The 18,693-nt window shown below is 55.2% G+C and carries 18 protein-coding genes, 2 pseudogenes and 1 riboswitch; of the genes and pseudogenes, 17 read left to right on the top strand and 3 right to left on the bottom strand.

The features are described 5' to 3' along the window. The first annotated feature begins 416 nt into the window (after positions 1 to 416). From LL947_RS10080 to LL947_RS10060, 5 genes are all read left to right on the top strand, one after another. On the top strand, positions 417 to 632 hold the full coding sequence (locus LL947_RS10080) for a winged helix-turn-helix domain-containing protein (protein WP_499834410.1): 216 nt from the start codon (positions 417 to 419) through the stop codon (positions 630 to 632). Beyond that, positions 580 to 837: a hypothetical protein gene (locus LL947_RS10075; RefSeq protein ID WP_499834437.1), complete on the top strand. Its 258-nt coding sequence runs from the start codon at positions 580 to 582 to the stop codon at positions 835 to 837. Before LL947_RS10080 ends, LL947_RS10075 begins: the two co-directional genes overlap by 53 nt. Continuing rightward, positions 806 to 2,305 carry a CoA-acylating methylmalonate-semialdehyde dehydrogenase gene (locus LL947_RS10070; protein WP_499833111.1) on the top strand — a complete coding sequence of 500 codons (1,500 nt, stop codon included), beginning with the start codon at positions 806 to 808 and terminating at the stop codon, positions 2,303 to 2,305. Before LL947_RS10075 ends, LL947_RS10070 begins: the two co-directional genes overlap by 32 nt. A gap of 99 nt (positions 2,306 to 2,404) precedes the next feature. Continuing rightward, complete coding sequence (locus LL947_RS10065; protein WP_499833110.1) at positions 2,405 to 2,995, top strand: peroxidase-related enzyme; 591 nt, start codon at positions 2,405 to 2,407, stop codon at positions 2,993 to 2,995. A 51-nt stretch (positions 2,996 to 3,046) separates the two neighbouring features. Then, positions 3,047 to 3,157, top strand: a riboswitch (TPP riboswitch). Continuing rightward, positions 3,147 to 4,544 (top strand): SLC5/6 family protein, encoded by a 1,398-nt coding sequence (locus LL947_RS10060; protein ID WP_499833109.1) that lies wholly within the window; start codon positions 3,147 to 3,149, stop codon positions 4,542 to 4,544. (Overlaps the previous riboswitch by 11 nt.) On the opposite strand, the gene LL947_RS10055 is transcribed toward LL947_RS10060, so the two are convergent. Together LL947_RS10055 and LL947_RS10050 are read right to left on the bottom strand one after the other, a co-directional pair. Next, a complete protein-coding gene (locus tag LL947_RS10055; protein WP_499833108.1) occupies positions 4,516 to 5,727 on the bottom strand; it encodes an MFS transporter in 1,212 nt (403 codons plus the stop codon). The genes LL947_RS10060 and LL947_RS10055 overlap by 29 nt on opposite strands. A gap of 109 nt (positions 5,728 to 5,836) precedes the next feature. Further along, the gene (locus tag LL947_RS10050) at positions 5,837 to 6,322 is read right to left on the bottom strand and encodes a methylated-DNA--[protein]-cysteine S-methyltransferase (protein ID WP_499833107.1); all 486 of its coding nucleotides are present in this window, start codon (positions 6,320 to 6,322) and stop codon (positions 5,837 to 5,839) included. A 122-nt stretch (positions 6,323 to 6,444) separates the two neighbouring features. Here LL947_RS10050 and LL947_RS10045 point away from each other — a divergent pair, with 122 nt between their 5' ends. Then, positions 6,445 to 7,626 carry a zinc-binding dehydrogenase gene (locus LL947_RS10045; RefSeq protein ID WP_499833106.1) on the top strand — a complete coding sequence of 394 codons (1,182 nt, stop codon included), beginning with the start codon at positions 6,445 to 6,447 and terminating at the stop codon, positions 7,624 to 7,626. A 14-nt stretch (positions 7,627 to 7,640) separates the two neighbouring features. Next, entirely contained in the window at positions 7,641 to 8,675 is a 1,035-nt protein-coding gene (locus LL947_RS10040) for a proline racemase family protein (RefSeq protein WP_499833105.1), read from the top strand. Here LL947_RS10040 and LL947_RS10035 read toward each other — a convergent pair. Beyond that, a complete protein-coding gene (locus LL947_RS10035) occupies positions 8,672 to 8,893 on the bottom strand; it encodes a hypothetical protein (RefSeq protein WP_499833104.1) in 222 nt (73 codons plus the stop codon). The two genes, LL947_RS10040 and LL947_RS10035, sit on opposite strands and share 4 nt — an antisense overlap. 208 nt (positions 8,894 to 9,101) lie before the next feature. Here LL947_RS10035 and LL947_RS10030 point away from each other — a divergent pair, with 208 nt between their 5' ends. From LL947_RS10030 to LL947_RS09985, 10 genes and pseudogenes are all read left to right on the top strand, one after another. Next, the gene (locus LL947_RS10030) at positions 9,102 to 9,671 is read left to right on the top strand and encodes a DJ-1/PfpI family protein (protein ID WP_499833103.1); all 570 of its coding nucleotides are present in this window, start codon (positions 9,102 to 9,104) and stop codon (positions 9,669 to 9,671) included. 56 nt (positions 9,672 to 9,727) lie between these two features. Beyond that, positions 9,728 to 10,090: a ribbon-helix-helix domain-containing protein gene (locus LL947_RS10025; RefSeq protein ID WP_499833102.1), complete on the top strand. Its 363-nt coding sequence runs from the start codon at positions 9,728 to 9,730 to the stop codon at positions 10,088 to 10,090. A gap of 433 nt (positions 10,091 to 10,523) precedes the next feature. Then, on the top strand, positions 10,524 to 11,261 hold the full coding sequence (locus tag LL947_RS10020; protein WP_499833101.1) for an MliC family protein: 738 nt from the start codon (positions 10,524 to 10,526) through the stop codon (positions 11,259 to 11,261). Positions 11,262 to 11,714: 453 nt separating this feature from the next. Further along, positions 11,715 to 12,518: a Wzz/FepE/Etk N-terminal domain-containing protein gene (locus LL947_RS10015; RefSeq protein WP_499833100.1), complete on the top strand. Its 804-nt coding sequence runs from the start codon at positions 11,715 to 11,717 to the stop codon at positions 12,516 to 12,518. 98 nt (positions 12,519 to 12,616) lie between these two features. Continuing rightward, positions 12,617 to 12,772: pseudogene (locus tag LL947_RS10010) on the top strand (UDP-glucose 6-dehydrogenase); the annotation flags it as partial. Positions 12,773 to 12,835: 63 nt separating this feature from the next. Further along, positions 12,836 to 14,001, top strand: a protein-coding gene (locus LL947_RS10005; protein ID WP_499832987.1) for an IS3 family transposase whose coding sequence is annotated in 2 segments (ribosomal slippage) — positions 12,836 to 13,097 and positions 13,097 to 14,001 — 1,167 coding nt in all. Because the reading frame shifts where the segments join, the coding sequence is not laid out codon by codon here. 33 nt (positions 14,002 to 14,034) lie between these two features. Then, positions 14,035 to 15,045, top strand: a pseudogene (locus tag LL947_RS10000) (nucleotide sugar dehydrogenase); the annotation flags it as partial. A gap of 597 nt (positions 15,046 to 15,642) precedes the next feature. Beyond that, complete coding sequence (locus LL947_RS09995; protein WP_499833099.1) at positions 15,643 to 15,858, top strand: hypothetical protein; 216 nt, start codon at positions 15,643 to 15,645, stop codon at positions 15,856 to 15,858. 52 nt (positions 15,859 to 15,910) lie between these two features. Further along, positions 15,911 to 17,236 (top strand): flippase, encoded by a 1,326-nt coding sequence (locus LL947_RS09990; RefSeq protein ID WP_499833098.1) that lies wholly within the window; start codon positions 15,911 to 15,913, stop codon positions 17,234 to 17,236. Further along, positions 17,233 to 18,684, top strand: a complete 1,452-nt coding sequence (locus LL947_RS09985; protein ID WP_499833097.1) for an alkaline phosphatase family protein — start codon at positions 17,233 to 17,235, stop codon at positions 18,682 to 18,684. The genes LL947_RS09990 and LL947_RS09985 overlap by 4 nt, the downstream gene beginning before the upstream one ends. Positions 18,685 to 18,693: the final 9 nt, after the last annotated feature.

Genomic DNA, 18,693 nt, shown 5'->3' with positions numbered 1-18,693 from the left:
CTCTCGGCTGTCCGGATTGATAACTATCGGTTCGGCAGCATATTTCTGCCTGAGCGAGTAAAATAATCATCCTGGCTGTTATAGCGTCTTCTTTTCTGTCAGCGCTCTATATATCAGTATTTGTTAAATTAATTATTTATAATATTCGCGGTAATATGTTCTTGATACATTGCTTCCTTGTGTGAACCAGAAGAGGCCATCCCGCTAGATGTTATCTTTTTTCAAAACAGTACCGTTTGAACCGGGTGGGAATTTTATAAATATTGCGAGTGACGACGACTGTGCAGTTTGTTACGTGAAGCTGAGAAAACTGATTTGACTTTGGCAATATTCGCCTGGATGAGACAAACGAGGTTGCTTACGTTAACGGCCAACCAGTCGCCTTGACGCGTCAAGAACGCAAGTTGGCGTATGTAGTGCTCAGTCGTTCAGGCACTGTATTGTCGCGCTCCTGTCTTTACGAGTATGTCTGGGGGTTGAGCCAGGTAACCAATACTCGCACCCTCGATGTCCATATACATCGTATACGTAAGAAACTGGGTATGAGCGGAGAATCTCACTGGATTCTGGAGTCCGTTTATGGCCATGGATATCGGCTGTATCGCGCTAAAAAGAGATACGGTTCGCTGTGACCAAGCCTTTTATATCGACCGCCTTCCCCAAATCTTGACGCTTACGTTAACTTCCTGCTATACCATGAATCCTGTTACCACTATCCTGTTTCCTGTGGCGCGCCGGCAGGGGCGCCCGATAAATACAAGAGCGCCGCCCCTCAAGGAGCGCGCCAGCCAACTGGAGAGATGCAATGCCGATTCGCGAAATCCCCATGTTTATTGATGGCCAGCCAGTACAATCACAAAGTCAGGACTGGCGTGACGTCGTCAACCCGGCCACCCAGGAAGTGGTGGCCCGGGTGCCTTTCTGTAGTGCGGAAGAGGTGGAGCGTGCGGTGGCCAGCGCTAAGGAAGCCTTCCAGACATGGCGCAAGGTACCGTTGGGCAAGCGCATGCGCATCATGCTCAAGCTGCAGGCGCTGATTCGTGACAACACCGCTGAGCTGGCAGCATTGATCACCGAGGAACATGGCAAGACCCTGCCGGATGCCGAAGGTGAAGTGGGCCGTGGCCTGGAAGTGGTCGAGCACGCCTGCTCGATAACCTCCTTGCAGCTGGGCGAGCTGGCCGAGAACGCCGCCAGCGAAGTGGATGTCTACACCATGCACCAGCCGCTGGGCGTCGGCGCCGGCATTACCGCCTTCAACTTCCCGATCATGCTGCCGTGCTTCATGTTCCCGCTGGCGATTGCTACCGGCAATACCTTTGTGCTCAAGCCCTCCGAGCAGGACCCGACTTCCACCATGCGCCTGGTCGAACTGGCCCACGAAGCCGGTATTCCGGCCGGTGTCCTGAACGTGGTGCACGGCGGGCCGGACGTGGCCAACCAGATTGCCGATCACCCGGATATCAAGGCGCTGTCGTTTATCGGTTCCAGCCACGTGGGCGCGCTGCTCTACAACCGCTCCGCCGTCGCGGGCAAGCGCATGCAAGCCATGCTGGGCGCCAAGAACCACTGTGTGGTGATGCCGGATGCCAACCGCAGCCAGGCGATCAATAACCTCCTGGGCTCGGCCTTTGGGGCAGCCGGCCAGCGCTGCATGGCCAATTCCGTGGTGGTGCTGGTGGGCGAGGCGCGGGAATGGCTCGGTGATATTGTTGCCGGTGCCAAGGGCATGAAGATAGGGCCGGGTACCCAGCGCGACGCCGATCTCGGGCCCCTGGTATCGCCCCAGGCCAAGGAGCGCGTCGAGCGCCTGATTAGCGCGGGTGAACAGGAAGGCGCAAGTCTGCTGGTCGATGGCCGCGGCTGCACGGTGGAAGGTTACCCGGACGGCAACTTTGTCGGCCCGACCCTGTTTGCCGATGTCACCGCTGATATGGCCATCTACCGCGAAGAAATCTTTGGCCCGGTGCTGTGTGTGGTATCCGTTGAAACCCTGGATGACGCCATTGCCTTCATCAATGCCAACCCCAACGGTAACGGCACCTCCATTTTCACCAATTCCGGCTGGGTTGCCCGCCGCTTCGAGACCGATATCGATGTTGGCCAGATCGGCATCAACGTGCCCATCCCGGTGCCGGTCGCCTATTTCAGCTTCACCGGCTCACGCGGTTCCAAGCTGGGTGATCTGGGGCCCAACGGCAAGCAGGCCATTGCTTTCTGGACACAAACCAAGACGGTCACCGCCCGCTGGTTTGAGCCGGAAAACGTCTCCAGCGGCATCAACAGCACCATCTCGCTAAGCTGACCGGCCAAGCACTAGCCTAGAGCCCGACTGCAACACAACGCCCCGCCTCGACGGGGCGTTATGCTGTCAAATCACCTGTAACAACAACAAGGAGCTACCATGAACAGCTCACTCAGCCGTTTTGGCGTGCCGGAAGCGCTCACCGATCTGCCCGCCGATATTCGCGACACCATCCTCGCTGTGCAGGAAAAAGCCGGTTTCGTGCCTAACGTATTTCTGATGCTGGCCCATCGGCCGGACGAGTTCCGCGCCTTTTTTGCCTACCACGATGCGCTGATGGAGCGGGAAGCCGATACCCTGACCAAGGCCGAAAAGGAAATGATCGTGGTGGCTACCAGTGCCCGCAATCGCTGCCTTTACTGCGTGGTGGCCCACGGCGCCCTGGTACGTATCTACAGTAAGGACCCGCTGCTGGCCGACCAGGTGGCCATCAACCATCGCACCGCGCCGATCAGCGAGCGCCATCGGGTGATGCTGGATTTTGCCCTGCACTGCGGGCTGGACGTAGGCGAGCTGACCGACGACTGGGAAGCGCGGCTGGCGGCGGTCGGCTTCACCCGTGACGATATCTGGGATATTGGCGCCATCACCGCCTTTTTTGGCTTATCCAACCGTCTGGTCACCCTGACCGGTACGCCGCCGAATCCGGAGTTCTACATGCTGGGTCGGGTGCCGCGAGATAACTCCTGACGCTTTACTCTGGCCCATCAATCCGCAACAATAATTAAGACAACTTACATTCACTGTCGCCAGGGGAGCCATCCGGCTGAGAAGGCAAGCGTTCGTTCGCGCTGCAGACCCTGGAACCTGATCCGGTTAATACCGGCGGAGGAAGTGCGACATGCCATACCTGACCGCCGCTGCGCTTGGCGCGGCACTTTTCTGCTTTGCATTTCTGGGCCTGCGGGCACGTCGGGCCAACAGCCTGAACGGTGCCAATGCCGTGGATGACTATCTGTCGGCGCGCAACTCGCAATCCTCACTGACCATCGGCCTGTCCTTTCTGGCTTCCGGCATGGGCGCCTGGATTCTGTTTGCACCCCCCGAGATTGGCGCCTTTGTCGGCCCGGTGGCCCTGGCCGGCTACGCCATTGGCTCGGCGCTGCCGTTTATTGTGCTGGGCCTCTACGGCCCGAAAATCCGCCGCGCCTTGCCCCAGGGGCGCAGCATTGCCGAGTTTGCCGAGGCTTGCTACGGCCGTGGCGTGCGTCACTGGGTGTCGCTGGTCTCGGTGGCCTATATGGCCTGTTTTCTGGCCGCCGAGCTCACCGCCATCGGCGCGATTACCGCGCTGCTCTCGGATGTGCCGCCGGCGCTGGTGGTGATGGGTGTAGCGCTGACCACACTGCTCTACACCGCCGTGGGTGGCCTGCGCGCCAGCCTGGCCACCGACCGCTGGCAGGCCTGGCTGCTGATGGCCCTGCTGGTGATTGTCGGCGGCGTGGCGTTAACGGCCCTGCCGGCGCTGCCCAGTGAAGTAGCCATGCCCTCGGCGCCACTGGGCAGTGCGCTAAGCGTGGCCTTGACCTTGGTGATTGCGGTGACTGCCGCCAATCTTTTCCATCAGGGCTATTGGCAGCGAGTGTGGGCGGCAGAAGATAACCACAGCCTGGCGCGGGGCGCCTGGCTGGGCGGCGGTGCCACTGTGGTCGTGGTAATGGTGATTGGTGGCCTGGGCATTATTGCCGCCATGAGCGGGGTGGCCCTCGGCGAACCGCCGATTCCGTTCTTCGCGCTGCTTTCCGAAGCCCCCGCCTGGCTGGCGCTACCGGCGCTGGTCCTGGCGGTCACTCTGGTGGCCTCCAGCGTGGATACCCTGCAAAACGCCATTGCCTCGCTGGCCAGCGAACAGTTCTCTACCCGGGGCGGCTCGCTGCCCCTGGCCCGCTGGGCCACGGTGGCCCTGATGGTGCCGGTGGTGATCCTGGCACTGCAGGGCGTTTCGGTACTGCGGCTGTTCCTGATCGCCGACCTGCTGTGCGCTGCCATCGTGGTGCCGGTATTGCTTGGCCTGTGGCAGCGGATGACGCCGTTTGCGGCCATTGCCGGCGGGCTTGCTGGCATGCTCGGCGCCATCCTGCCCGGCTGGGTGATGCAGGGCAGCTTCAGTGCTGGGCTGCTGGCGGCCAGCTTTCCCAACAGTATTCCTACCCTGGCGCCGTTTGCCGGGGCACTGCTGGCCTCCACGCTGGTCAGCGTAGGGTGGGCGCTTAGCGCTCGCCCGAGGGTAACGGCCTGACGGTCTCGGGGTGAGCAGCCTGGCCCAGGTCATGCAGCCGCAGTGCCAGCAGTGCCAGGCCCACACCCATCAATATAACCAGACCCGCCAGCAGCAGCGGGAAGGCCCCCGCACCCAGCCAGTCAAGCAAGGGGCCGGTCAGTGAGGGCACCACCAGGGCGCCGCTGCCGGCGGCGGTAAAAATCGCCCCCGTGGTGCGCCCGCGCATTTCCATGACCTGGTTACTCAGCGCATACAGGGTCGGGAAGAAGGCTGACGCCGCCAGCCCGAACAGCAGGGCGCCAACCGTCAGCGGCACCCACAGCGCATGCAGCGCCCAGGCGGTCACCAGCCCAAGTGCCGTACAGCCGCAGAGTATCCACCAGGGCGAGACCGCCCGCAGTAAAGGAATGGCCAGCAGCCGCCCGGCAGACAGGGTCAGCCAGAACAGGGTGGCCAGAATGGCGGCGTCCTTGGCGGCCATCCCCACCAGCACCCCATAGGAGGTCACCCAGCCGGCAAAGGTGATTTCCATGCCCACATAAAGCGCGAAAATGAGCATGATCAACACCAGCAGGATGATATCGCTGTGCTTGGGCGTGGCGGGTGGCACGGTGCTGCCCACCGGCGGCGCCTTGAGGGGGCTGGCAAAGCGCAGCAAAGGCAGGAGGGTGAGCAGAGCAAAGGCGCCAACGACCCAGAACGCCCAATAAAACTGACCGGTAACGGAAAGCGCCGCCACCATCACCAGCGGCGTGAGCATATTGCCAAAGCTGAAGCAGAAGTGCAGGGCGCTGATATTCGGCCCGGCATCATCACGGTGCAGCCAGACCAGCAGGGTATTGCCGCCGGAATTCAGCGCCACCTCGGCAAAGCCAAGCACGCCAAACAGCCCCGCCAGCAGTATCAGCAGGGGGCTGAAAGGCGTCATCGCCAGCCCTGCCACCATGATGGCCCCCATGGCAAACAGCACCTTGTGGCCATCAAAGCGGTCGAGCAGCAGGCCCGTTACAAAAGCACCGCTCATATTACCCACCGCCCGAGTGGTAAACAGAATCGCAATCTGGCTCATGCTGGCGCCCACGCTATCCGCCAGGTGCGGCAAGGCAGGGCCAAGCAGGCCACCGGTCATGCCGATGGCAATAAACAGCGCAAAGTAACGCCAGGTCAAACGGCGGTGATAGTCAGTGGCAAAGGGCAGCATGCAGGACTCGTCGTTAGTAGAAGTACACGGATAAAGACAAAAAGCCGCCTAGCTTGAAGGGCCTTAAGGCGGGCTGCAAGCCGCAGGGATAAAACACAGCAGATGGCAATCAGGTTAGTCGATTAATACCTTGCTCATGTTCCAGCAGCCAGCGCTTGCACGCCAGGCCGCCCGAGTAGCCGGTCAGCTGGCCATTGGCGCCAATCACCCGGTGGCAGGGCACCACAATCGGCAGCGGGTTGCGCCCGTTGGCCATGCCCACCGCACGGCTGGCGGCGGGCTTGCCAAGCGCGCTGGCGATCGCCCCATAGCTTGTTGTCTCACCGAACGGAATCTCCCGCAGCGCCGCCCACACCTGATGCTGAAAAGCCGTACCTTCCGCGGCCAAAGGCACATCAAACGTCTGGCGCTGGCCCTGAAAATACCCCTCCAACTGCTTCCGGCAGCGTTCAAGCAGCGGGTGAGATACACCTGCATCAACCGCCGACGCTTGCTGATTCAAGTCAATCGACGTGATGCCCCCATCATGGCCCTCAAGACGAATGACACCGAAGGGCGCAGGGGCAGTGAGGTACGCTGTATAGATTCTGGCCACGATGATTCCTTTTGAGCTGGCACAGGCAGGGAATTTTGTTATCTTCCCACAGCCTGCATCTGCTTGTGTGTTGGCAAGCCTAACAAACCATAGCAGCGTTTGAGTATTTTCAGGAGCCATCGATGACCCAGACAGTCTCTTCTTCCAAGCCTGCACCCGTGCTGCCGGATACCATGGCCGCCATGGTGCTGACCGGCCACGGTGATATCGACAAGCTGGAATATCGCCAGGATGTACCGGTGCCGAGACCCACGGCGGGGGAAGTACTGGTGCAGGTGACCGCCACGGCCAAGAACAACACCGACCGCAAGGCCCGCGAAGGGCTTTACCCGACCAAGGACAAAGGCGATGTCACCTCCTTTGCCATGGGCGGCGAGACGACATTTACCTTTCCGCGCATTCAGGGCGCCGATATCGCCGGGCGCATTGCCGCGGTAGGAGAGGGCGTTGATGCCAGCCGGATAGGCGAACGCGGCCTGCTGGATTTCAACCTCTACGCCGATGCCCGCCGGGATATCAACCTCACGCCGGATTACTACGGCCACGGTGCCGACGGCGGCTATGCCGAATACGTCGCCGTGCCAGCCGATCAGTTCCATCATATACCCAACCCGGAACTGGCCGATGCGGAGCTGGCCAGTATGGGCATGTGCTCCTACCAGACGGCGTATCACATGATGACCTCGGCCAATGTTAGCCGTGGGGAACGGGTGCTGGTCACGGGTGCCAGCGGCGGGGTGGGCACGGCACTGATTCAGCTATGCCGTATCGTTGGCGCTATTCCCTACGCGGTCAGTCAGCGGGACAAGGCCGATGCGCTGAAAGCCATGGGCGCAGAAGACGTCATCGACCGTGGCGACCTGCCCACCTTTGTTGAGCGCGTACTGGCAGCGACTGGTGGCGCGCCGGTTGACGCGGTGATGGATCTGGTCGGCGGTGAGATGACCAATCTCTTTATCGACACCATGATCAATGACATGCAGGCGCGAAAAAGCTACCCACGGCTGTCGATTGCTGGCGCCAGTGGCGGCAACCTCAGCGAAATAATGTGGACGCGGATCTACCTGTATCAGGTGCAGATCTTCGGCGTCTCCCACGGCACCCGCGAAGAAGCCGAGCAGCTGATGGCCTGGATCCGCAGCGGCGACCTCAAGCCCGTGCTGCATGCGGCTTTCAAACTTTCCGAGCTGCACGACGCCGAGCGCTATTTCGTCAACCGCGGCAGCAACTACCTGGGCAAGATCGTCATCGTCCCCGACAGCCAGTGGCACACTCACGGCGCCCCCTTCAGCCTGAACGGCTGAGCCAGGAGAACAGCATGAAAACACGTCACAGCATCCAGCTCATGGATACCCATGCGGGTGGGGATGTCAGCCGTATCGTTACCGGCGGGATTGACTCGCTTCCCGGGAAGACAGTCCGCGAGCAGATGGAATACCTGCGCGACAACGCCGATGGCCTGCGCGAACTGCTACTGTTCGAACCCTACGGCATTCCCGAAATGTCGGTGGACCTGATTGTGCCCGCCACTGACCCACAGGCCGCCGCGGGCTATATCATCATGGAAGTGATGGGCTATCCCATCTACTCAGGCTCCAACACCCTGTGTACTGCCACGGCCGTCTTGGAAGCCGGCCTGGTTGAAAAGCGCGAAGGCGTGCAGCACTTCAAGCTGGAAGCCCCGGCCGGCCTGGTCAACATCGAAGCCAGCGTCAAGGACGGCGTTGTGGAAGCGGTGACCTGCGAGGGCCTGCCCAGCTATATCGATACCTACCGCGCCTCCATCCAGGTACCGGGTATCGGGGAGGTCACCTATTCCGTGGCCTACAGCGGCGGCTTCTATGCGCTGGTGGACGCCGAGCAGCTCGGCTTCAAGCTGGTGCGTGAAGAAGAGCGCGCCCTGGCAGAAGCGGCCTACAAGATTGTTGAAGCCATCAAGGCGGAACGCGGCTTCTCCCACTACACCCTGGGCGATGTCGGGCCGCTGCCGTTTCTGCACTTTATGGGGCCGGAAGAGCAGGTGGCCGAGGGCTATACCCGCTCGCGTTCCACCACCTATGTACACCCCGGCGTGATCTGCCGCAGCACCACCGGCACCGGCACCTCAGCCCGGCTGGCGCTGATGAACCATGAAGGGCGCCTGAATATCGGCGACAAGCTGGAAACCGTCTCGCTGCGTGAAACCGGCTTTATCGGCACCGCCACCGGCCGGCACCAGCAAGGCGCGTACCAGGTAGTCGAAAACACGATTACCGGGCGCAGCTATGTACTGGCCAACTCGGACATCGTCATCAACTGCGACGACCCCATGGTCAACTGCGGCAAACTTCACCACATCCTCACTGATCGCTAGACAACACCGAGTAGCGATCCAAGGTCGCTACGCCCACATCCCCCCAGGGTGGCTTCGCGAAGCAATCCACCCACCCGCCGCAGGCGGGCAGCGCATGATGATCCGTGGGTGTTTCGTAGGGTGGCTTCGCGAAGCAAGCCACCAACCCGCCGCAGGCGGGCAGCAGTACCCACGATACATCGCGCAGGCACCAAAAAGCGGTGGATTGCGTCGATCATCCACAGTCAAGATTATGATGTGTTTCAAGCTGCGTGCCAGGCGGATGACGCCGGGAATCCACCCTACGCGAAGATTTGAATAACCAATGGATTCCCGCTAAAAGCACGCGGGAATGACGGCGTACCATTCAACCGTAGTATCCCCTTAATACCCGTCGTGCCGAAGGAGTTGCTACGCTCTCCAAACAATTCCAATAGGAGCACGACCATGAGCGCCAAACGCATTCTAATGATTACCGGTGATTTTACCGAAGACTATGAAACCATGGTGCCGTTCCAGGCGCTCATGGCGGTGGGCCACCAGGTGGACGCCGTCTGCCCGGACAAAAAAGCTGGAGACAGCGTGGCAACAGCCATCCACGATTTTGAAGGCGACCAGACCTACACCGAAAAGCCCGGCCACCGTTTTGCCCTGACCGCCACCTTTGCCGACATCGACCCGGCCAACTATGATGCTCTGGTCATCCCTGGTGGCCGAGCGCCGGAATACCTGCGCCTCAACGCTGCGGTGCTGGCCATGGTGAATCACTTTTTTGAACACGACAAACCGGTCGCTGCAGTGTGTCACGGTGCCCAGCTGCTGGCGGCAGCGGGCGTGCTCAAGGGCAAGCAATGCTCTGCCTATCCGGCCTGCCAGCCAGAAGTGGAGCTGGCCGGCGGCCGCTTTGCCGATATTGAGGTGACGGATGCCGTTACCGATGGCAACCTGGTAACTGCCCCTGCCTGGCCCGCACACCCCGCTTGGCTCGCCCAGTTCATGACGTTGTTGAATCGCTGAGGGATAATAAACTGTGCCATGAATTGAGCTGAATCGCCGCCGACCAGGAGAAGCTTATGTGCAAGCTTTTTATCAATGCTGACCCAAGGTTATGGCAGAGTCAGACCCACTCGCTGCGCATTGATGGCATGGTGACCAGCGTACGCATGGAAAACTACTTCTGGCAGTTGCTGGAGGAAATGGCCTGCCGCGACGCCATGAATACCGCGCAGTTGATCACGCGGCTTTATCATGAATCGATAGATGCTGGACACGATCTTGGTAACTTCACTTCTTTCCTGCGGGTCTGTGTCCTTCGCTATCAGGCACTTTTAGCCAGCGGCGAAATTCCCGTCAGCTCCGATGTGCCCATTAATTCGCTGGATGCCGACGCCATCCTTGAACGTGAACACATCAAGGCCAACCGACCACTGCATTAACCCGGCCCCTCAGCCAGGGATGGCGCCAGGTAGCCCAAAACACCGCCACCCACCAAACCGTCATTCCCGAAGGGGTAATCGGGAATCCACCTTGACCTTTGCCTGATGGTGCCTGGGTTTATCCCGTAGGGTGGCTTCGCGAAGCAAACCACCAACCCGCCGCAGGCGGGCGGCGCATGATGATCCGTGGGTGTTTCGTAGGGTGGCTTCGCGAAGCAAGCCACCAACCCGCCGCAGGCGGGCAGCAGTGCCCACGATACATCGCGCAGGCACCAAAAAGCGATGGATTGCGCCGATCATCCGCCGTCAAGATTATGATGTTTTCAAGCTGCGTGCCAGGCGGATAACACCAGGAATCCAGCCTAAGCGCTAATGCCACTGACCGCTCACCTGTTATATGATCTCCATAGGCACTCATAAAACGGAGCGTGTGATGACCAGACACAATACCCACAAACATCGGGCCGCTGGCGTATTAGCCGGCGTGGTGGCCCTGGCGCTTGGCGGTTGTGCCGCAACCTCAGCCCCCTCAAGCAGCGGTACGCTGGCGGAAAAAGCGCCATTGTTGCCATCCAGCCTGTTTGCCGGCGAATCACAACGCTTTGATGCCTGGCAATGTGAACCGGCCAACCAGAACCTGGTCACGGCAGGCAGCGCTGACACCCTGCGCCTGTGGTCCATGCACGGCGCCTGGCAGCTGCCGCGCGCCATCGTGGCCAGCGGCGAGCGCTTCCAGCAAGGCGACATCAGCTTCTGGAACAAAGGCCAGGAAGCGCGGGTAGAAACCCCACGCGGCCAGCTGCAATGTGAACTGGCCGAACAGCGCCAGGCCTTCACCCGGGCCGATTACCCCGATGTCATGTTCATGGGCCGCGGCAACGAGCCCGGCTGGATGATCAAACTCTCCAGCCAGACCCCGGAAATGACCCTGGTCTCCAACTACGGCCGCGAAACCCGCACCCTGCCGTACATGGTCAGCGTGATGGACAACGACGCAGGGCGAGTGGTGATTGAAAACGCCCAGGCGGATGACTTCTTCCGCGTAAGCATCGAAGCCAGCGCCTGCTTCGACAACATGAGCGGCGAACCCTTTCCCGCCCGCGTAACCCTCAGCATCGATGGCGAACAATACGCCGGTTGTGGGCAAGGTATCGCACCCATAAGACAGTGAGCCTGAAAAATAAGCGGATAGAGAATGGCTACTGCCCTGCAATGTGGTGCAAAAAATGTTATGAATCGCCTCTTTTTTATTCTGTATATCAACGGTAGTAATTGGCTAAAAGCGCGGGCAGCAGGCTGACCGATAATAGCCGTTAACCGTAGTAAACAGCTTGTAAGATTCAATGCGCGAATATAATGCGCATAATACGATAAATCAATGACTTGATTTTTATACCAGGTAAGTAAAAAGCAACAAATGTAGAAAAATATTAAGTAAATATAGGGCAAGAGGATGGCCCGGATACAACCTCTGGGCGGTAGCGTGCCTGAATTGTCTCAAGGCCTGCCGACGTTGTATCGCGTAGTCCATTGCTGCGCCAAAGGGCGAGAGGCAAGACGCGGTACGAAGGCCCAACCAAGCCGCATTTTTTGTCATTCAACATCCAACGCAAAAGACAACCCCATGACTGAACACCAGTACCGTCAGCCACAACCCTATGAAGATGAAATCTCGCTTGTCGACTTGGCGCTCGTTTTGATCAAACGCCGCTGGTGGGTGATAGGAAGCGGTGCCGTGGTGTTTGCTGCAGCACTTGCGTATGCGCTGATTGTTCGTGGCGAACCCAGCTACCAAATGGTATCGATCTATGAAACAGCGCAGTACATTGACGAAAAGGGGCAAGAACAACCAACACAAAGTACCAATGGCTTAATCCAGCGTCTGCAAACTGTTCACTGGCCAGAGCTGCGACGTGCCTATTTGGCAGAACATAGCGAGCTGGATGAAATGCCGTTTGAACTCGTATTCAACAACCCCGAGGATACTCACTTAATTTCATTAGTAACCCCGGCTGAGGAGAGCGATCAAGAGGAAGTGGAACACATTCATCGCCGTCTTCTAGCCCCCATTATCGATACACAACAGAAAGAAATTGAAAATCGCCAGCGTGTATTACAGAGCCAAGCAGAACGGATTCAGACACAGATGAAGACAGTTGAAACGGCTGACTTTGATTCGGCAGGGGAGCTCTACGCACAATACAGTGATCAACTTCTCGAGTTGGAAGCAGTGCTGGAATCCCTGCGTGAAGGAGACGTTATTCAATACGCCGCGCGCGGTGACAAGGCAGCCAACGGCCCCAGTAGTATTCTCATTTTGGTCCTCGGTCTTGTCTTGGGCGGCGTAATCGGTGTCATGGCTGCTTTTTTTGCCGAGTTCGGCTCACGCGTTCGCCACGCCATGAAAGAAGAAAAGGGCACAGTCTAAAAGGCATGATACTTGTATTGGGGCGGCATCAAATTCATTGGGCGCTAATCCAACCGATCACTATCCTCTTCACTAACTCAATAAAGCGCTGAGTAAATATGACCAAAATCGCAGTGGCCGGTACCGGCTATGTCGGCCTCTCCAACGCCATGTTGTTGGCACAAAACAACGACGTTGTGGCGCTTGATATCATGGAAGACAAAATTACCGCGCTCAACAACCAGCAAAGCCCCATTGTTGATGCAGAAATTGAAGACTGATCTTGCCCAGTAATAGTAGACACCTCAAGAATGTTATACGCTACGATGAGGTGAACTATGGCAAGATCGACGACATCAATGAAGAAAAAATCTTATACCCGTTATTCAGATGCCTATCGGCAAGAAGCGTTAGCGCTTGCTGATCGCATAGGCGTCGCTGCAGCGGCTCGTGAACTGGGCATACATGCGAGTCAGCTTTATCAGTGGCGTTCTAAAGTTCAGCAACAACAAGATACGTCGGAGCGAGAGCGGTCACTGGCAGAAGAAAACGCTCGCCTGAAGCGACAGTTAGCCGAAGCCAATGAGGAGCTGGCCATCACAAAAAAGGCCGCGGTGTACTTTGCGAAGAGCCTGAAGTGAAGTACGCCTTTATCCATCGTCATCGTCAGGCTTTCAGCGTTCAACGTATGTGCCATGTTGTTGGGATCGCTCGAAGCGGCTACTACGCTTGGCGGCAGCGCGAGGGGGCCTCTTCTCCAAAACGCAGCCAGCAAGCCATTATCGATCAGCGCGTGGCCAAGGCTTATCACCAACGTAAGGGACGCTCAGGCGCGCCGAGATTAACGCTAGACCTGCGAGATGATGGAATGCCAATCAATCGTAAGACGGTGGCTGCCAGCTTACAGCGCCAAGGCTTACGGGCTAAAGCAGCCCGCAAGTTCAAGGCCACCACGAACTCTCGGCATTCGCTGCCAGTGGCGCCAAATCTACTAGAGCAAAACTTCATGGCATCAGCTCCCAATCAAAAGTGGGTGGGTGACATCACATATTTAGCGACGGGCGAGGGCTGGCTTTACCTGGCCGTGCTCATTGATCTTTACTCTCGTAAAGTGGTTGGTTGGGCAATGAGCGAACGTATGACGGCCGACCTCGTTTGTGATGCCCTGCAGATGGCGTTATGGAAACGCAAAATGCCCAAAGGCGTGATTGTCCACTCTGATCGAGGCAGTCAGTACTGTTCCATGCTTTATCAATCACTGCTGATGCGGCATGAGCTCAAGTGCAGCATGAGCGCTAAAGGCAACTGTTATGATAATGCTTGTGCAGAAAGCTTCTTCCACAGTCTTAAGGTGGAAGCAATTCACGGAGAGCAGTTTAAAACACGAGACGTGATGAGAAGACAGGTGTTTGAATACATCGAACTGGACTACAACAAGCAACGGCGGCACAGTGCTATTGGGATGATCAGCCCAGAGGCATTTGAAGCCCGAATGATCGCTTAAACCAGTGTCCACTTTTGCTGGGTAAGATCAGACTTCCTACAAAACCGCCCGCTCAATTTTCGCGCGACCCTGGCAAAAGAAGACGCCTACGCCCATGCCGATTTTGTCATTATCGCCACCCCTACTGACTATGATCCCGACACTAACTACTTCAATACCAGCACAGTAGAGAGTGTTATCCAGGATGTGAATGCCATCAACCCTCATGCTGTCATGGTTATTAAATCGACCGTGCCGGTAGGCTTTACCGCAGACATCGCCAGGCGCTTCAACAATCCCAACATCCTGTTCAGCCCGGAATTTCTTCGTGAAGGCAAAGCCCTTTATGACAACCTTTACCCTTCGCGAATCATCGTGGGCGAACAGTCAGAGCGCGCTGAAACCTTCGCCAATCTGTTGAAAGCAGGTGCCATCAAGCAGGATGTTCCCACCCTGTTTACCGACAGCACCGAAGCCGAAGCGATCAAGCTGTTCTCCAATACATACCTCGCCATGCGCGTGGCTTACTTTAATGAACTGGATACTTACGCTGAACACCACGGGCTCAATACCAAGCAGATCATCCAGGGCGTTGGCCTCGACCCGCGTATCGGTGACCACTACAATAATCCTTCCTTCGGTTACGGCGGCTACTGCTTGCCGAAAGACACCAAGCAACTGCTGGCCAACTACGACGAGGTGCCTAACAACCTCATCAAGGCCATATTGGATGCCAACACAACACGCAAAGATTTCATCGCCGAATCCATTATCCGCCGCGACCCAACTAAAGTGGGCATCTATCGGCTGATCATGAAAACCGGCTCCGACAATTTTCGTGCCTCCTCAATGCAGGGAGTGATGAAGCGTATCAAGGCCAAAGGGATCGAAGTAGTGGTGTATGAACCGGTACTGGAAGAAGATACCTTCTACCATTTCACCGTGTACAAAGACCTCGCCAGGTTCAAGCAGGCGTGTGATGTTATCCTCGCCAATCGCTTGAATGATGAGCTTCTGGATGTAAAAGACAAGGTGTATACGCGGGATCTGTTTGGTAGTGATTAAGCTTGGATGTAATTAATAACCCAGGCTTATCGCTAGCGCGTAGAAAAATCACTGGTTTACGGAAGACTGTTAATTTTTATATCAGCAAAATATCGTGAAGCTCTGCAGTTTTGCAGGCCACTCGACGAAATTTGAAATTCTGCAAAATTGCATAATTTCACATTATCCGACGATGGCGGTCAAGGCAAACTGCTTGTAAAAATGCGAAGTAGGTCTGCAAAATTGCAAGATGTGTGATGAAATGCCACACCCTGCAAATGTGCAAAAAACTTACCTAAGCGACAGTTTGAAGATGTTCACTTAAGCAACATTAAATCTGGGGATCAGGAACTAGTAAGCTTTAATTAAATTGTTTGGCCTTAACTTATATATACAATTTATGTAGAACCGTTGTTACTTTCCGGTAAAGTCACGTTTTATGAAGTAGTTCGAAAGTACAACCAGCAAGGGCTAAATTATATTTCTCAGGGCAGCATACCGCGCAACCCTTCAGAGAAACTTCTTAATCAATGCTTCAGCTAATTTTTAGAATAGGCCAAACGATATGACCTGTTAGCAATTGGCACCCTGCCCATTCTGGTCGTAAGCGATACTGCCGTGTTGGGCAAGCAGTGCGGCACCACGCTAATAGTAATGCGCTTTCAGCTAAACCCGATTAAAGGGCTACAAATTGCCCAGCGGCGTTTAGAAACAGCAGGCGTAACCACCAAAGACTCCATTTTAAATGCAATAGAAAGCAAAGCCGTCACCCCAGCTATGGGTATTACGACTATTGGTGTAAGTATTTCTCTTCATTTTAGTAAGTATTGGTAAGTGTTTGCCGCGCCAGTTTTCTCTAGAGGTTTTTGTTTATGAAGATAAATAGATGAGTTGGTTACGTAAAAAGCTGCTGCAAGGCAGCATAGGCAGCCTGCTAGTTAATGTGGCACGAGCAGGCCTAGCTTTCATTTTGGCCGTTGTTCTAGCTAGGTTTATGGGGCCATCCGAGTACGGCTCCTACTCATTTGCCTTTGCTATTATAATGCTGGTAGCGATACCAGCTCAAATGGGAATACCACAGCTGATAGTAAGAGAAACAGCGAAGAATCAAGCAAGCCAAGACTGGGGATTGATGCGCGGATTATGGCGTTGGGGGAATTATGCCGTCGCTGGCTTTTCCGTCCTTGGTGTTTTATTTGCTATCGTTGTCGTTGTTTTACTGATGCAGCTAGACAACAATGCAGGGCGTTTAACAATCATCGCAACCGGGATAGCTTTGATTCCTTTGATAGCTCTGACGGCTGTGCGCAGCTCATGTCTTAGGGGGCTACACAGGGTTGTCATTGGGCAGCTTCCTGATAGTGTTCTTCGGCCAATTATCTTTCTTGGCATGATTGGTGGTTATTTCATAACTCCCGTGTCAGGTGCTTTTTATTCTGCAGAGTCGGTGATGGGAATGCATGTCATCGCTGCAGCTTGCTCATTCATCATCGCATCTTTGATGTTGTTAAAAATAAAGCCTAAAGAGCTTAGCCAGGTCACTGCACTGCGTTACGAAAGTAAAGCTTGGCTCAAATCTGTTATTCCCCTTGCAATGATAACGGGCTTACACCTTATTAATAACTATGCCGATCTTGTTATCTTAGGCACATTTAGACCAGATGAGGAAGTAGGGGTTTATCGGGCTGTATTTCAGGTTGCCTTGCTGGTGGTCTTTGGATTACAAGCGATCAATCAGGTTCTCCACCCGCACTTTGCACGAATTTATACAGTCAGGGATATGCAAAAACTGCAACGACTGGTTACATTGAGTGCAAGAGGCATCTTAATGTTGGCGCTCCCGCCTGCATTGATTTTAGTGTTTTTTGGTGGGCCACTGATGGAATGGGTATTCGGATATCAGTACAAATCAGGGGCGTTAGCATTATCCATTCTGGTCATTGGTCAGCTAGCTAACGCCGCGTTTGGCTCTGTTGGTGCATTGCTGAATATGACAGGGCATGAACGCGATACGGTACGGGGTCTGAGCATCGCTATATCCGTCAATATTTTATTGAATTTTATATTAATACCTTTGTGGGGAATGGAAGGCGCAGCGATAGCCACCAGCACCTCTTTTATAATCTGGAACTTCATCTTACGCAAAGCAGTGTTGAAGCGTCTCTCTATTGAAAGCTCTGCTTTGGGATACAGTAAAAGGAAATTTCTATGAAAATGTTGGTTATCGGTATGGATGGGGTCTGCCTGGAGACCTTTGACAGGGGCTGGACACCATTTATTAAGTCTCTTCTCGACAAAGGCCAAAAGCTACAGCTAAAAGAAGACCTGATCAGTCGAGGCTGGTCAGAAATTGTCACAGGGAAGCATGCCCTGGAGACAGGCGCTTTATATGAAGGGCCAACAGCAAAGGGTAATCTGGACTGGACCGAAGCCTTCAAAATCAGTGACGTGCCGGGCTTGGGGGTGCAAACGAAACCCTTGTGGCAAGCCCTGAACGAGCGGGGTTACAAGGTTGGCATTATGAATGTGCCAACAACCTTTCCAGCGCCTGAAGTGAATGGGTTCTTGGTCTCAGGTGGTGGCGGTGGTGGGCCAGTATCACAAGATGTTGCACCAGAGCAGTGCTACCCATCATCCCTTTCACCTAGATTGCAAGACATGGGCTACATACTTGATGAAAGAAGACCATCGCTTCTTGCGGAAAAAGGACTATATGCCCCGGTCGATTTTTTTGCTCGATTTAGAGAAATGAATGAAAAGCGCACGCAAGCATTTATCGAGCTATCAAACGAATTTGCTGTTGATTTGGGCCTTGTCGTTTATAAGTCATCCACTGTATCCACTGAAACTATGCTAGTTCCTGAGCTTGAAAAGCTTTCAGCAGGCCATGGAGAGGTCAACCAGGACTACATTAAGCAGTCCGAAGTGTTTTACCGTGATCTGGATGAAAATATCAGGACGCTAGTTGAGACCTACAGCGACGCAGAGCTGCTACTAGTTTCCGACCACTCTATGGTTACCAATAGATACTCGGTGAATGCGAATGCGTTTCTGGTTGAAAAAGGTTATCAGGCTAATGATAAGCGCCGCAGGGGGCTTCTGGATGTAATAAAAACCTATAAACACCTTGTCCCTTACTCTCTGAAAGCAAAGATCAAGAAAAATAAAAATATAAAAAGTGCGTATCAGTCCATGGTTACTTTTAATCCCAAGGAGACACAAGCATTTAGCCAGTCGTTCAGCAGTGGTCAGCATGGCATCTACATTAACGATGAAAAGCGTTTTGGTGGGCCAGTAAAACCAGATGACATTAAGAAAATCGCAGAGGAAGTCTCAGCTCAGTTTAACTCCCACCCAATAGCTCAGCAGCACGGGCTGACAGCGAAAACCAAGCCTGAAAGCAGTTCCCTTGCCGCATACAAATTCCCAGATATTATCTTAGACTGCCCTGATGGGTATTTCACAAACAACAAATTTAAAGATTTTATAGTGAAAACAGACATCCCTAAAGAAGCGCTTGATTTACGGGAAATTAAAAAAGGCGTTCGGACAGTAGTAAAGGGTCACACACCTCTAGCTGTCAACATAAATAACAATTGGTCAACCGAAGACGGTACTGACCTGACATTGGTTTACCAGCACATTCTTTCAAGATTTTAATCATTACTT

It is taken from the genome of Halomonas sp. BLK-85, from assembly GCF_044792155.1.
Taxonomy (GTDB): Bacteria; Pseudomonadota; Gammaproteobacteria; order Pseudomonadales; family Halomonadaceae; genus Vreelandella.
The sequence above is the reverse complement of the archived record's forward strand: the minus strand, read 5'-3'. Positions and strand labels throughout refer to the sequence as shown.

Excerpts from the sequence above, each read along its gene's own strand:
- LL947_RS10075 (WP_499834437.1), top strand. The coding sequence starts at position 580 with ATGGCCATGGATATCGGCTGTATCGCGCTAAAAAGAGATACGGTTCGC.
- LL947_RS10070 (WP_499833111.1), top strand. The coding sequence starts at position 806 with ATGCCGATTCGCGAAATCCCCATGTTTATTGATGGCCAGCCAGTACAA.
- LL947_RS10065 (WP_499833110.1), top strand. The coding sequence starts at position 2,405 with ATGAACAGCTCACTCAGCCGTTTTGGCGTGCCGGAAGCGCTCACCGAT.
- LL947_RS10060 (WP_499833109.1), top strand. The coding sequence starts at position 3,147 with ATGCCATACCTGACCGCCGCTGCGCTTGGCGCGGCACTTTTCTGCTTT.
- LL947_RS10055 (WP_499833108.1), bottom strand. The coding sequence starts at position 5,727 with ATGCTGCCCTTTGCCACTGACTATCACCGCCGTTTGACCTGGCGTTAC.
- LL947_RS10045 (WP_499833106.1), top strand. The coding sequence starts at position 6,445 with ATGACCCAGACAGTCTCTTCTTCCAAGCCTGCACCCGTGCTGCCGGAT.
- LL947_RS10040 (WP_499833105.1), top strand. The coding sequence starts at position 7,641 with ATGAAAACACGTCACAGCATCCAGCTCATGGATACCCATGCGGGTGGG.
- LL947_RS10035 (WP_499833104.1), bottom strand. The coding sequence starts at position 8,893 with ATGATCGACGCAATCCACCGCTTTTTGGTGCCTGCGCGATGTATCGTG.
- LL947_RS10030 (WP_499833103.1), top strand. The coding sequence starts at position 9,102 with ATGAGCGCCAAACGCATTCTAATGATTACCGGTGATTTTACCGAAGAC.
- LL947_RS10025 (WP_499833102.1), top strand. The coding sequence starts at position 9,728 with ATGTGCAAGCTTTTTATCAATGCTGACCCAAGGTTATGGCAGAGTCAG.
- LL947_RS10020 (WP_499833101.1), top strand. The coding sequence starts at position 10,524 with ATGACCAGACACAATACCCACAAACATCGGGCCGCTGGCGTATTAGCC.
- LL947_RS10015 (WP_499833100.1), top strand. The coding sequence starts at position 11,715 with ATGACTGAACACCAGTACCGTCAGCCACAACCCTATGAAGATGAAATC.
- LL947_RS09990 (WP_499833098.1), top strand. The coding sequence starts at position 15,911 with ATGAGTTGGTTACGTAAAAAGCTGCTGCAAGGCAGCATAGGCAGCCTG.
- LL947_RS09985 (WP_499833097.1), top strand. The coding sequence starts at position 17,233 with ATGAAAATGTTGGTTATCGGTATGGATGGGGTCTGCCTGGAGACCTTT.